The organism is Limimaricola cinnabarinus (assembly GCF_047631075.1).
Lineage (GTDB): Bacteria > Pseudomonadota > Alphaproteobacteria > Rhodobacterales > Rhodobacteraceae > Limimaricola > Limimaricola cinnabarinus.
Map to the genome: position 1 here is coordinate 12,636 of NZ_JBLHYX010000021.1, position 13,719 is coordinate 26,354.

Here is a 13,719-nt window from a genome sequence, read left to right on the forward strand (position 1 = left end):
TGTCAAATTCCGTTCCACTTCCCGTCCAAGAAGACCATCATTGTCCGGAGACATCCCTCTGCGCACCCGCCGGGGCGACCATGGCGTGTCGCATGCCGCGCTGCAACATGAAAGGGGGCGTTCCGGCGGCTTCGGACGTGGCAACAGTCTGTCTCCCGACCGAACTCAGTCCGAATGCCAGCCCTGCCATGGCGAAGAAGAACGAATCCAGATTGGGGGTCGGCTGGCTCAACATCGCCGACAGCAGCTGCGCCACGCAGCCGTATTTGAAAGCGCGCGCCAGATGCGCCCGCTCATCGCGGTCGGGATCGCTGCCTCGGGTCCGCATCAGGAAGAACTTTGCCAGAAAGGCAAGGAGCAGCAAGGTGCCGATGATCCCGGTGCTGGCGAGACAGGCGAAAAGCCAGCTCGAGGCGCGCATCGACCCAAGACCGGTCCCGAGATAATTGGTATCGATCATGTTCTGGATCGCCTGCGTGTTCCAGCTCATCCGCTCCTGACCCGAATCGGTCGCCATCTTGTCGAGCAGCGACCGGTCGACGAAGGACTGGAAGCCGGGCAGCATCTCGTAGGAGAGGTACAGCCCGTAGATCACGAGCGGGACCAATCCAAGGAAGGTGACGAGCAGGGTCGCGCCACGCCGCGTGATCAGCTGGCCGAGGCTGCCGGTCATGTTGAAGAAGGCGAAGATCCCGCAGAACGCGAGGGTTGCGACATAGGTCGAGGAGGACGTGCTGCGCAGCACGACGAAGATGCTTATCAAGAGCATCAGCGGCACCAGACGCCCGCCGCTGCGGGTGCTGAACCAGTAGCTGATCCAGAACCCCATCACCCCGATGGAATAATATCCGAAGGCCGACGCTTCCGGAAACCCGCCGACCATCCGCTTCATGCCGGCCATGTGGTGGCCGATCGCCATGGAGTAGTTGGCGGTGCGGAACGTATCCATCAATGCCTCCAACCCCGCCGCATAGCTCAGAATGTCGAACAGGCCGAGCGCGACATTGACCGTCGTCGCCACGACCATCAGCTTGAGCACATGCGCGGGGTCGGGCCTGCGCCGGATCAGCGCCGCGGTGACCGAAAAGATCATCAACCCCAGGATCAGGCGATACATCTGCGACAGGTTGCCGTTGCCCGGACCCAACGGGGTCAGCGCGATCCCGTCATCATTGGCGCCCCGCCCGATCCCGAAAACAAGCGAGTCTCCCGCGAAGATCCGCGGCAGGAACGCAGAGGCCACGGCGGCATACACGAGGAACAACAGCAGATAACCGCCCGGCGTCCCCGGCAGGAACGGTCGCAAGAGCGATGAGGTTGGCGCGTCGCGTCCCAGAAGCACGAGCCCGAACAGCCCCGCCACCGTGACATCGATCACCGTGATCGAGGTCCCCCCCAGCGCCGGCAGGTTGATGGCGGCCATGGCCCCCATCGGCGTCACGGCGAAGAAGAACAGCAATCCACGATACGGCCCCCGGGCGAGGATGAAGGCCAGAACAGCGAAAGCTATGAAGGTACTCGAAACGATCTGCATCGTGCTTTTCGCCGTCCATTAATCAAAAGAGCTGGGTAGCGCCTCAATTTGACCCCGGCCACCTGTAACAGTTCCTCGCGATACGTCATAGAGAGCCCGGACGGCAATGTGACGAGTATGAAGCCTTGAGCGATTCCATTATGACGCCCCCTCCCCAACGGCGCGGACGAAAGATCGCGCTCGCCGCTTTCGCGCTCTCGGCGCGCGGTCTCGAACAGATCACGATGCTGGTCGTGATGCTGCTCGCGGCGCGGTTCATGCTGCCGGCGGATTACGGCATCTACAGCATCGCCGTGATCTGCGTCACGCTGATCCAGACGCTGACCTATACCGGGTTTTACCATTTCATCATCACCTCGCCCGCCGAGGACCGCTCGGTGCTCAACACCAGCTTCTGGTTGCTGTTCGGGCTCGGCGCCGGGGGCGCGTTGCTGCTCGTCGCCGCGGCTTGGCCGCTCGCCATCGTGTTCGAGGCGTCCGAACTGGCCTGGGTGCTGATCCTGCTCGCTCTGGCGCAGCCGATCGCCTCCATCGAGGCCTGGTGCGCGGCGGTGCTGCTGCGACGACAGGCCGTGAACCGGCACTTTCTGGTGATGTTTACCCAGAACGTCGTCGGACTGGTGGTGGGCGTCGTCCTTTTGTGGTCATGGCAATCGATCTACGCCCTCGTCGCGTTTCGCTATGCCAAGCTGCTGGTCAGCACGACCCTCTATCTCGTGTCGATGCGCGAAAGGCCGAGCTTCACTCTCGACCGGGGTCTGGCACGGACTGCGATGTCGTTCTCGGGCGGTCTGTATGGCGCGCGCATCATGACCTTCGCGGCGCGATACGGCGCCGATCTCGTGCTGGGCGTGATGTTCTCGACCACCGAGACCGGCCTGTACCGCTTTGGCAACCGGGTCGCGTCGGGGGCCACGGACGTCGTGGCCCAACCGATGCGCAGCTTTGCGCAGACCCAGTTCGGGGCCGCGGGCCGCGCCGGGCTCTCCTTCGAGAACCAGCTCGCGCGCTTCGCGGGGACCGTGACCGTCCTGACCGGGGGCATCGCGGCGGTGATCCTCGTCTTTGCGGCCGATCTCGTCGCCTTGATGTTCCAGCCCGCCTACCTCGCGGCGATGACCGTGACCTACGCCCTCGCGGCGCGGGCCGTGCTGGCCATCGGGCCGTTCCTTCTCGAACCGGCTGCGGCGGCCATGGGTCGCACCGGCATCGTCATGCGGTTCAACATGTTCGGCGCCGTCGTCTCGATCGCCGCGGTCTTCGCCGCAGCACCCTTCGGCCTTGCCGCGCTGGCATGGGCGCAGGCGGGCACGAGCGCCCTGCTCAGCCTCGGTTCGGTCTATGTCCTCGCCCGGATGGGCAACCTGAAGGTCTGGCCCGCGATGCGAAGCTTTGCGGTGGCACTGATCCTCGTCTTGGCCTATGCGCTCGTGCTTTATGCCACGCGCGAGGCGCTTCACGCCCGGATCGACGACCCGACCATCGCCCTCGTGGCCGGTCTCGCAAGCGCCGTGATCCTCGGCCTTGGCGCCATGGCCGTCGCAGCGCGGTTGCGGGTGTTCCAACTCGCAGCCTTCTCGGGATAAGGCGCCCCGCCCGCTCGATGTGATGACAGTTTCAGAAGGTTCATATCCAGTATGAAATATTCCGCCGATCAAAAGCTCTTCTTCGTGCATATCCCGAAATGCGCGGGCCTCTCCATCTACCGTGGTCTCGATGCCATCGCCGAGTTTCCGTGGGCCAGCTTCGCACGCGACAACAAGGAAGCCGAAGCCACTCTGCGGGACAGGGTCACGCCGTTCGGCTACACCCATGCCGAGCTGGGCGAGATCCATCAGGCCCATATTCCCCTTGCCATTCTGGCCCGAAACTTCCCTGAAACCTTCGCCCTGCTCGAACACAGCACCTCTTTCGCGGTGCTGCGCGACCCACGCGACCGTTTCATCTCGGCGCTGCGTCAGCACCTGCGCGAGTTCGAGAATGTCGGCGCCCTGAGCATCACCGACGACATGCTGCGCGACGCCGCGGCCCGGATCTGCGACTGGCTCGAGGCCCACGAAGAGTTCGCCGACCTGCGATACATCCACTTCGCCCGGCAGACGGACTACCTGATGCTCGATGGTCGGCAGATCGTGGACGAGCTTTTCGCGCTCGAACAGCTCCCGCAGCTCGAGGACTGGCTGCATCGAACCTATGGCGTGCCGCGCTTTCTGGAACAATCGACCAACCAGAGCCGCCAGCCCAAACGTTGGTTTCGTCATGTGCAGCCCGCGGTCCGCGCGCTGTCGCGCAGCGCCCTGCCGCGGCCCGTACGTGCCGCCCTGCGGCCCTTGTGGCTCAAAAGCGGCGTCTACGAATCCGCATCCCAGAACTATGGCGACATAGATCTCGGCACGGCGACCGAAGCGTTCATCGCCAAGCGCTATGCCGAAGATGCCCGGCTGCACGCCGCGACGCTTCGCCGCGCGTCCACAGCGGCCTGAGCGGTATCTGTCATGTGGGATGTCGATTTCTCTCTCGCCCTGCGCAACCGGACGGGCAAATACTACATCGGCCGCGACGTGGTGCTCGACAACGCCGATCTCATCGCCGGGCTCCGCTATGGCCGGGTGCGGCACAGCGGCACGACGCCGCTCAAGGTGCCCACCGGCGCGCTCCGGAAATTCGTCGAGAAGGCGTCCGACGCCGAGATGGCCGCGATCAAGCGCTGGCCGTCACTGCCGCTGGGGGTGCGCAGCCGCAACCCCGTGCTGCATCTCGATCCCTATACGGTTCTGCTCTACCGGCAGGACCCGCGCGACATGGTGCTGTGCCATGACATGGGTCCGCTCACCCATCCCGAGCTTTTCGACCCTCAGGTCACGCGGCTCTACGACGAAGCCTACCGGCGCATTTCCGAGACACAGCCGAGCATGGTCTTCGTCAGCCGCGCCTCGCGCGATGCCTATGTCGACCTGTTCGGCCCGCTGCCGCGCATGGAGGTGATCTATCCGCCGCTGCGTCCCGATCTCACCGAGGCCGAGACGGCGCCGGTCGAGGGGCTGACCGCACCTTTCCTGCTGACCGTGGGGTCGATCGGGCGGCGCAAGAATCAAGCGGCGACGATCCGGGCCTTCGCGCGATCGGGTCTGGCGGCGCAAGGCGTGCAATACGTGCTGTGCGGCTCTCGCGAGCCCGGTGCCGAGGAAGTGGCCGAACTCGCCGAAACCACGGAGGGCGTCCGGCTTCTGTCCTATGTCACCGATGCGCAGCTGGCATGGCTCTACAAGGCCGCCGCGGGCTTTGTCCTCGTGAGCCGCCTCGAAGGGTTCGGCGTCCCTGTTGCCGAAGCGATCGCGGCCGGACTGGTGCCGCTGGTCGCACGCGACAGCGTGCTCGAAGAAGTCGCCGGTGCAGGTGCCTTGCGCGCGGACCCGTTGAACGAGGCCGACATCGCGGAGGGGCTGCGCAAACTGGTGAGCCTCGATCCCGAGGAGCGCGCGACGCGAGAGGCCGACCTCGCCCGTTCCATCGAGCGGTTCACCCCGGCGGCGTTCCGCGACGGTTGGCGCGCCGCGCTGACCCGCGAATCGCAACCGGTCGCCACGAAGGAATTCATCGAATGAAGCGCATCACGATCAACGGCAAGTTTCTCGGCGCCTCGCTGAACGGCGTGCACCGAACGGCCGCCCATTATGCGACCGAGCTGCTGAAGGCGGATCGAACCCGCATCGTCGCGCCGCGACCGCATGATCCGGACCCGGAGTTTCCCACTCTCGTCCCCGAGGCGCTGCCCGGACGCTTCGGTGCGGGGCAAGGCTGGGAAATGCTGTCGCTGCCGCGCATCGCCAGGGGCGATCTGCTGGTGAACTTCTGCAATCTCGGACCGATCCTGCACCGCAACTCCATCGTCATGATCCACGATGCGCAGACGTTTCTGCACCCGCAGGACTATTCGGGGCGCCAGGCCACCGCTTACCGATCGCTGCTACCTTGGATCGCACGCGGCGCCCGGCGAATCCTGACGGTGTCCGAGTTCTCGAAGGGCTCGCTCGTCGCGCATGGGATCGGCAAGGCCGACAAGATCGACGTGATCCACAATGGCACCGATCACCTGCAATCCACGGCGGCGGACGCTTCCGTGCTGGCCCGGCACGACCTGACCGCCGGAGGCTACGTGCTCGCCCTGGGATCGGCCAAGGCCTACAAGAACATGCGCGTGCTGTTCGACGCCTTTCGCGATCGGCGTCCCGAAGACCCCCCGCTGGTGGTGGCCGGCGGACCGCCCGCCGCGCGCTATGTCGCTGCCGGCTGGACCCCGCCGCCGGGCACGATCTTCACCGGTTTCGTATCCGATGCCGAGTTGCGCGCGCTTTACGAAAACGCCGCCTGCTTCGCGTTCTCGTCGCTGACCGAAGGGTTCGGGCTGCCTCCCGTGGAGGCCATGTGGTCCGACACCCCGGTGATTTCGGCCCGTGCCGGCGCGATGCCCGAGGTCTGTGCGGATGCGGCGCGCTATGTCCCCCCACAGGATGCGGCCGCGTGGCGCGACGCCATAAGGAGCCTGCTGGCCGATCCGGCGGCACAAGCCGAAATGAAGGCAAAGGGACGCGCGAGGGCGGCGGAGCTCACATGGGCCCGTGCCGGTGAACGGCTTCGCGAGCTCGTGCTCCCCTTGGCCTGATGCGCCTTGGCTCACGAACCCATGGAACCGTCAGTCCAAAAAGCAAAAAGGAGCCCCGAGGGGCTCCTTTTCGTTTGGATGGTACCATGGCTCACATGATGAGCGGATCGGCGTCCATGATCTGCTGCATCTGGTTCTGCGTCAGCGAGTCGGACGCGCCCGGCGACATCTGACCCGTGCTGAAGTCGATCGTCGCAACGTGGTCGTCGGTGAGCTCGAAGTTCTTGAAGACCACGGTGGTCTCACCGTAGATCAGCTTCGAGTGGCCGTTGCTCGCGTTGTAGATGATCTCGTACGAACCGCCATCGATCAGGACAACCTTGTCGTCGCCGAACTTGTTGAAGTCCCAAACGATGTCGTTGCCATCACGCTGGTCGAAGATGAAGGCGTCGTCGTCGGACATGCCATCGGGCAGCGGGCCGGCGTTCGGACGGCCGCCGAACAGCTCGTCATTGCCCGAGTTGCCGGCGATGATGTCGTCGCCCCAACCACCGAAGACGCGGTCGTCGCCGCCGCCGCCGAACACGGCGTCATTGCCTTCGCCGCCACGAACGCGGTCGTTGCCGTTGTCGCCGTTGACATAGTCGTTGCCGTTCTGGCCACGAACGATGTCTTTGCCGATGCCGCCGTAGACCGTGTCGTCGCCGTTGCCGGCGTCAATGGTGTCGGAGCCGTAGCCTGCGGTGAACTGGTCGGCGCCCGAGGTGCCGATGACGAAGTTGTCTTGACCAATGTTGGTCGAGTTCAGTTGGTTCGATTTGATAGCCATGGGAGTTACATCCTTAAAAAACACGACTTTGGTTCGAAAATGGCAGCTCACCTTCAAGCTCGATGCACATCCGGCGGGGCGCCCATCCGCTCACAGTCTGATGGAGATCGGCAGGATTCCGCTCCGGTAGATGTGGCATATTGCAGGGACCTCTTTCAACAAAATTTTGCCGCATTTACGCCGTGATGCCTTAATGTTGATCGACCTTGGGGCGAACAGGGCGCCTACAGAGATGCGGCTGATGTCAGAGGGTTACAGGTGATAGGCTCGGCGGTGCGGTTCGCTTTGTGAACTCGGGCATGTAACGGCCAATTTCCGCCTTAGTTCCACCTAACTTACGGCATTTCCGCGCCATTCCCCTACGTAATCCGCGTCAACTGGCTATCGAATCACTCCTTCTGGCGTCTGGTTAAATATTTTCGGTGGGTTGACACCGCATGAGACGCCGCTCCGCCCTGAGAGCAGCGAAATTCCGCCACAATGCTTTCATCTTGATCTCATTGTCGCCGAGACGGTCGCGGAGGTGTCCGAATCTCACCTACCTCTCGGCCCATCTGGCAAGCCCGCCGGCACGCCTCGGTTCGCCTCTGGTTGCAAGTGAAACGCCCAAGAACGCTTGGGGAACGAGTTTCGTCGGAAACCTCTGTCACCGCGTCCGGCAGAGCGTCACCCCGAAAGCCGTTGAGCTGAGGCTATCCAGCACGGGCCCATCATATGGACATGATACAACGACGAAGGTTCGGTGCCCTTCCTGCCGATTTATATTGTGGTCCCTATGTAAAATGACATCTCGTGATCTAACCACTCGATGGTGATTCTCTCTTGGCTCGCGATTGCCTCGGATCCGATGGATGGGATGGCGAAGCCGAGGTCATGGCGGCGGACACGAAGTCAGCCTGATTCAACCATAGGATTGGTGAGATGGAGATGATCGTTCCGAAGGCGCCGACCAACGAGATGCCGATCCCGTCCGCGCAACATGTGCTCGTGCTCGGGGCGGGCATCGCCGGCCTCGCGACAGCCGATGCCCTGAACCGCGCAGGCTATCGCGTCACGGTTCTCGAGCGGGGGTCCGCCCCCGGCGGCGCGCACCGCTCGCATCAGATTGGTCCTTATACCTTCGACGTCGGAAGCATCTTCTACGACGACAAGGGATTGATCTTCTCGCTCGCGCCGGAGAACCGCGAGCTTTGTCCCGCCGTTCACAGGATCGAACGACGGATCGCCCCGGATGGAAAACTGCTCTCCTACCCGATCGAACCGCGCGAGCTCTTGCATTGGGGGTATCCCAAGCTGAGCAAGGCGCTGCTTGACCTCCTGCTCCGACGGCAGATCACCCGTCTCGACGGCACTCTGGAAACGATCTGCCTCGCGCGGCTCGGGCGGACCATCTACACCGATACCGGCCTCAAATCCTACATCACCCGGTTCAATCACACCGATCCTAGGCTGCTCGACGAAGAGTTCTTTCTCTACCGCATGGGCTTCATCGAGCGGCAGACCCGGCTCAGCGCGCTCTTGGGCCACGTCCGGAGGGCGCTTTTCGGTCAGGCGTTCCGGGCGGCCAACCTGCGGCCATCGGTCCTGCGGGTCCGGCCACGGGACGGCTTTCTGGCCCTGTTCACGCCGCTTCAGCAGAGGCTGGAAGCCGCGGGCGTCGTGTTCGCGATGAACGAGGAGTTGCAGCGCATCGAGTGCAAGCCCGCAGGATATGTCGTGCAGACGTCGGCCGGAACGCATCGCTGCGACATCGTGGTCAACACGATCCCGCTCGATACGCTTCATACCGCGCTGTTCGGCACGCCGAGCGGGATCGGCAGCCTCGACCTCATGACGCTCTTCGTATCGGCGCGCCGCCTCGCCCCCGCCATGGGCAACGTGTTGTTCAACTTCCATGCCACCGGGCGCTGGAAACGGGCGACGATCTATTCGCGCCTTTATTCCGACCCGGCGGTGGCCCGCGAGTATCTGTCGGTCGAACACACGATCCTGCCGGGGGCCGCCGCCGACCCTGAGACCGCCTTCGCGGAGTTCAAGGCCCAGTTGGAGGGGTTCGGCCATGCCGAGGACCTGCGGCTCGAGGGCCATGACAGGGTGAGCGATTGCTATCCGCTCTACCGCCCCGGCACGCACGCCTTGCGGCCCCAGATCCTCAAGCGGATCGAGGCGACCGGCGTCGTCACCGTGGGGCGTCAGGGCCGCTTCGAATACCTGCCAACCTCGTCCGGCGTGATCCGGCGTGTTCTCGAAGAGTTGGCCGCCGCCGGGCTTTCCATGCCCGCCGATATGAAGCAGGCTGCCGGGCCGACGCCATAGTCGCCAACCAGACCCGGACCATGACATGCCCTTCCGCCTCCCCCCGATACCGAACATTGCCGCGCTTTCCGTGCTGACGGCCGTGCCGCTTGCCTGCGCGGCACAGACAGAGCCCCCCGCCACGCCCCTCATGGCGCCGCTTCTCGGAGCGGTGAGCAACTTCGGACAGGGCAATCAGCCCGGCGTGCTCGAAAACGCCATCGCGCTGGGGCTGACGGATCTGCGCGACGGGCTCTACTGGGACAGGGTCGAGACGACCTTGGGAGAGTTCGAATTCGACGGCCCGCAGACAACTTTTCCCGATGAGATCCTCTCCGAGGACCTGTCGCTCAGCCTCACATTGAATTGGGGCCACCCGCTGTTTGAAGACGGTGCGACGCCGACCACCCCCGAAGGCATCGCCGCCTTCGGGGCCTTCGCAGGCGTTCTTGCCGAACGGTTTCCCGATCTGGACGCGGTCGAGATCGGGAATGAATTCAACGGCGTCGACTTTGTTCGCGGCCCGTTGAAGGATGTCTCTCCCGAGGAGCGCGCCAAGGCCCATGCGCAGCTGCTCGCCGCCGCATCCGAAGCGGCGCGCGGCGTGCGCGACGACATCCGGATTCTCGGCGGCGCCAGCCATTCCATCCCGCTCGCTTACCTTTGGGCCGTGCTCGACGCGGGCGGCGGCGACCATATGGATGCCTTGGCGCTCCACCCCTACACGACCCCGCCCGAACAGCTCGCGCGGCAGATCGAGGTGCTCCGACGGCATCCGGCAGCAGCGGACATGCCGATCGAGATTACCGAATTCGGCAGCAGCGATCCCGAGGCCGCCGCCAGTTACATGCTGCGCGATTACTGTCAGATGGCCCTGTCAGGCGTCACCCGCGCCGTGTGGTACCCGCTGACCCCGCGGGGCGACGGTCTGGTGCCGCTGATGGAAAAGGACGGGCGCCTGACCGGCGCGGGGCGCGCCTTCCGGGCGGTGCAGAAGCATTTCGCCGAAAAGCCCGTGACGGGGATCGACGCGGACCCCTTCACCTATGGCTGCCGCTTCGGCGAGGACGCGATGCTGCTCTGGGGCGAGCCGCGCGAAGTGACGGTCACCGACACGGTCGAAATATTCGATGCCGAGGGTCAGCCGCTCGACGGGCCACAGACCCTGTCGCGCGACGCGCCGCTGATCCTGCAGGCCGCTGGCCCCATCGCCCTGGGCGATCAGGTCAAGCTCGGGGATCAGGAGCTGATCGCCGACAGCTTCGACCAGTTCGGCTATCCCTCCGCCGATGGCGCGCCCGCCCCCACCGACCCGTTCGAGCGGCTTATCCGCGTTGACGGGCAAGAGACGGCGCTGAGCACCATGCCGGGTCAGGAGGCGAGCGGCACGCTCTGGACGCCGTATCTCGGGGACAAGGGGCAAAGGCCGCTGCGCCTGACGGCGGAGCAGTTGCTGCCCGGAGGCTCGGCCGAGCGGCCGGTCGAGATCGTGCATCGCTATGTTGCGACCGAGGCGATGGAGGTCGCGCTCGAAGCGACGTTCGAGGTGGCGGAGCGCAGCGACGATGGTATCGCCGTGCGGCTCCTGCTCAATGACGAGGAACTCGAGACGCAGTCCGGCAAGGCCGCGATCACCATGGCCCCCGAGGCGATTTCCCTCGCGGCCGGAGATCGGCTCGAGATCGCGGTCGGCCCCGATGGCAACGCCAATGGCGACGTGACACGCTACCGCATCACCCTGCGCGCCCCCTGAGTTCCAGGAGGCTGCCACCGGATCGAGGGCCCGCGCCTCGATCCGGTGCTCGCGGTCATGCAGGCCGCAGGGCGAGGAGATGCGCGTTGATGTTCCGCCTCGCGCCGCCGTCGATGGTGGCCGTCACCGCATCCCCTACCGACTGCGCCACGGCGGATAGGCCCGACGCCATGGTAAGCGTCTGCTTCGCGCCCGCGCTTCCCTGGCGCTGCACGTCGTAGCGTTCGGCAAAACCGGTCAGATCGGGGTCGCCCGACCATGTCGCCGAATGCATCTCCCCGATCACGGCCGCATAGACGACATGGGTTCCTGCCATGACGGGTGCTGCGACAAGGCCTTCGGCGATGGAATTGCTCGTCGTGGCCGCGCCCGGCTGCACCACGGCGATCGGGTCCGACGGGTCCACACCACGAAACGCCGTCACGATGCCGGTGCTGTAGTAACTCCCCTGTGTGAGGGTCACGCCGGGCTCCGCCTCCCCGGCCAGCTTCCAATAGATGATGCCGCGCGCCTGATCGGAGTTGGTGCTGCCGCTCCTCACCTCGGGGAGCGCGGTCCAGCCCGGAGGTGTCGTCTCGGTATAATTGTTCGAATGGGTGGAGACATGCAAAAGCAGCAGATCCCCCGCCGCCACGCCTGCGGGCATCGGCACGTCATGGGCGCCGTTGGCGGTGGTCGGCAGGCCCGATGCGACATGGGTGATGCCTGCAGGGGCCTGCGCCGCCTGCGTCGTGACGGACCAACGCCCTGTCACGCCGCCGATGGTGAGCGTGGCCACAACGGCCATTTCGGCGCTGTCGCTCGCGGTGATCCGAAGCTGGACCTTCTGGTGCTTGTGAATCTTGCCCGGCGCAGCGGTCCAGTCCGCGAAGACAGTGTCGTCTGGATTGGTGATCCGGTATTCTCCATCTGTTATAGAGATGTCCGTGTCGCGCTCGAAGCCTCGTGGCGACAGCACATCGGACGTCACGACCGCCCCTTGGGCCACGCTGGTCCGGTCCGCGAGGGCGAAAGCCGCCGGCACGGCACCGGTGATATCGCCATGAAACTCCGTATAGTTGCCTCTCCAGCCACGATAGGCGCGCAACCCGCAGTCCTCGCACCACAGGTGATTGGGATGGAGCTGGCTGAACGGGGCGCCGTTGGTTGCGGCGTCGGTGTCGATCACGGCGGCGTTGCCATCGGCGAGCGCCAGATCGAGCTGCACCTGACGCACGATCCACGTGCCCGCGCGCGCCGTGGCGCTGTCGAGACGCGGCCGCGTGCGCTCCACGATGAACAGCCCGGTCGAGATCCGGCTTCGCCATTCCGACAGCAGCGCCCCGAAATTCGCGGCATAGGACCCGGCGAACCCCTTCGCCATGTCGTATTCGCCCTGCGCCCAGATCGTGACGTCCTCTGTCGTGGTGCCGATGGCGGCCCTTGCCGCTGTCACCCGAGCCTCCAGCTCGTCGAAAAGCTGTCGCCCGCCCGTCTGCGTGACCGGGTGCCAATCGTCGCGCCCGGCTTCGGCCTCAAGGCCGGTGCCGCCCTGCGCCCGCTTGACCACGCGGATCGGGCGCGTGTCGCCCGCCTCGCGCAGCTGATGGGCGAACTCGGCCTCCGATCCCCATGCGTTGCGGCTGTCGTCGCCCGCATTGGTGCCCGGTGCATAGGCCTCGAAAACCCCCGCAACCGGGTTCCAGATCTCGACGTCGCTCAGGTTGCCGTATTTCGCGGGCAGCGTGATGCCCGATGTGCCCTGCTTGTCGGCGTTGGACTGGCCCGCGATGATCAACAGCAAGGGTGTCTCGCCGCTCAGGCCGACCCTGAGCTGGAACGCGCTTTGCGCCGCGCCGCCAGAGTTCAGGGCGCGAATGACGATCCGCACATCCGGCGTTTCGGCCGATGGCGTGCCCGACAGCACCCCCGCCGCAGAGAGTGTCAGCCCGTCGGGCAACGGGGCCGACCCCGGTCCTAGGTCGAATCGCATGTCGCGCCCTGAAAAGCCCCCCGCGAGGTCGGCCGGCGTCATCGCCACGCCGGGGTCCAGCGCGAGGTCCGGCAATGGGCGCGTGGCGGTCGGGGTGGGCCAGACGACCATGGGGCCGATCACCCCGCGACCCCGCGACCCGGTGTCGTCGCTTGCCGTGACGATCCCCGACAGGCGCAGCCCCTCGTCTTCGTCAACGGGCAGATAGCTTTTCGTTGTCGCGCCCGTGATCGGCGCCCCCTCCCGCAGCCAGCGATATGCGATCGTCACCGGACCGCTGCCCGTCCAGCTTCCCGGCGAAAAGGTGAGCGGATCGCCGACGCGCCCGCTGCCCGTGATCTGCGGCGCCACCTGATTCACGGGACCCGCCATAGTCCCCGCAATCAGGCCCGTGCCATGGCCGATGCCCGCCCCCAGCCGCATCAGACAAGCCCCACGACGCCCGCGGCCGTCGTGCCCGTGGCCCAGACCTTGCGCACCCGCACCGGAAGCACCGATCCGGCCCCGACATAGAGTGTCGCCGTGCTGCCGCCGATGGCCGTCACCCGCACGGTGCCCGGCTCGGTCGCGGTGATCGCGCGCACCCAGAGCGACAGGTCCGCCGCGTCGTCGGGCACGATCTCATACAGATCGGTCGCAGGGCTCTCGAGGCCGGATTGGCGGCCTGCAAATACATCGGTCATGGTGATCTCCCTCGTGACGCATCAGCGTTCGCGCCGCATCGGCCGTATCT

At 65.3% G+C, this 13,719-nt stretch carries 10 protein-coding genes; 6 read left to right on the top strand and 4 right to left on the bottom strand.

Annotated features, from left to right (window positions below; translation table 11 throughout):
• Positions 1–37: 37 nt before the first annotated feature.
• The gene (locus ACJASC_RS14870) at positions 38–1,534 is read right to left on the bottom strand and encodes a hypothetical protein (protein ID WP_415146690.1); all 1,497 of its coding nucleotides are present in this window, start codon (positions 1,532–1,534) and stop codon (positions 38–40) included.
• A gap of 125 nt (positions 1,535–1,659) precedes the next feature.
• Here ACJASC_RS14870 and ACJASC_RS14875 point away from each other — a divergent pair, with 125 nt between their 5' ends.
• The 4 genes from ACJASC_RS14875 to ACJASC_RS14890 are packed head-to-tail and all read left to right on the top strand — an operon-like array spanning position 1,660 to position 6,197.
• The gene (locus ACJASC_RS14875) at positions 1,660–3,120 is read left to right on the top strand and encodes an oligosaccharide flippase family protein (RefSeq protein WP_415146691.1); all 1,461 of its coding nucleotides are present in this window, start codon (positions 1,660–1,662) and stop codon (positions 3,118–3,120) included.
• A 51-nt stretch (positions 3,121–3,171) separates the two neighbouring features.
• On the top strand, positions 3,172–4,017 hold the full coding sequence (locus ACJASC_RS14880; protein ID WP_415146692.1) for a sulfotransferase family 2 domain-containing protein: 846 nt from the start codon (positions 3,172–3,174) through the stop codon (positions 4,015–4,017).
• A 12-nt stretch (positions 4,018–4,029) separates the two neighbouring features.
• Complete coding sequence (locus ACJASC_RS14885) at positions 4,030–5,139, top strand: glycosyltransferase family 4 protein (RefSeq protein WP_415146693.1); 1,110 nt, start codon at positions 4,030–4,032, stop codon at positions 5,137–5,139.
• Positions 5,136–6,197, top strand: coding sequence for a glycosyltransferase family 4 protein (locus ACJASC_RS14890; RefSeq protein WP_415146694.1), 1,062 nt, complete (start codon positions 5,136–5,138; stop codon positions 6,195–6,197). Before ACJASC_RS14885 ends, ACJASC_RS14890 begins: the two co-directional genes overlap by 4 nt.
• Positions 6,198–6,288: 91 nt before the next feature.
• Here the strand turns inward: ACJASC_RS14890 and ACJASC_RS14895 are convergent, their stop codons facing one another.
• The gene (locus ACJASC_RS14895) at positions 6,289–6,966 is read right to left on the bottom strand and encodes a calcium-binding protein (RefSeq protein WP_415146695.1); all 678 of its coding nucleotides are present in this window, start codon (positions 6,964–6,966) and stop codon (positions 6,289–6,291) included.
• A 921-nt stretch (positions 6,967–7,887) separates the two neighbouring features.
• On the opposite strand from ACJASC_RS14895, the gene ACJASC_RS14900 reads away from it, so the two are divergent.
• Both ACJASC_RS14900 and ACJASC_RS14905 read left to right on the top strand, forming a co-directional pair.
• A complete protein-coding gene (locus ACJASC_RS14900) occupies positions 7,888–9,282 on the top strand; it encodes an FAD-dependent oxidoreductase (protein WP_415146696.1) in 1,395 nt (464 codons plus the stop codon).
• A 130-nt stretch (positions 9,283–9,412) separates the two neighbouring features.
• Positions 9,413–11,014: a glycoside hydrolase family protein gene (locus tag ACJASC_RS14905; protein ID WP_415146697.1), complete on the top strand. Its 1,602-nt coding sequence runs from the start codon at positions 9,413–9,415 to the stop codon at positions 11,012–11,014.
• Between the two features lie 55 nt (positions 11,015–11,069).
• Here ACJASC_RS14905 and ACJASC_RS14910 read toward each other — a convergent pair whose 3' ends face one another.
• Positions 11,070–13,358, bottom strand: a complete 2,289-nt coding sequence (locus ACJASC_RS14910) for a sialate O-acetylesterase (RefSeq protein ID WP_415146698.1) — start codon at positions 13,356–13,358, stop codon at positions 11,070–11,072.
• Positions 13,359–13,408: 50 nt separating this feature from the next.
• A complete protein-coding gene (locus ACJASC_RS14915) occupies positions 13,409–13,669 on the bottom strand; it encodes a spike base protein, RCAP_Rcc01079 family (protein ID WP_021694080.1) in 261 nt (86 codons plus the stop codon).
• Positions 13,670–13,719 lie beyond the last annotated feature (50 nt).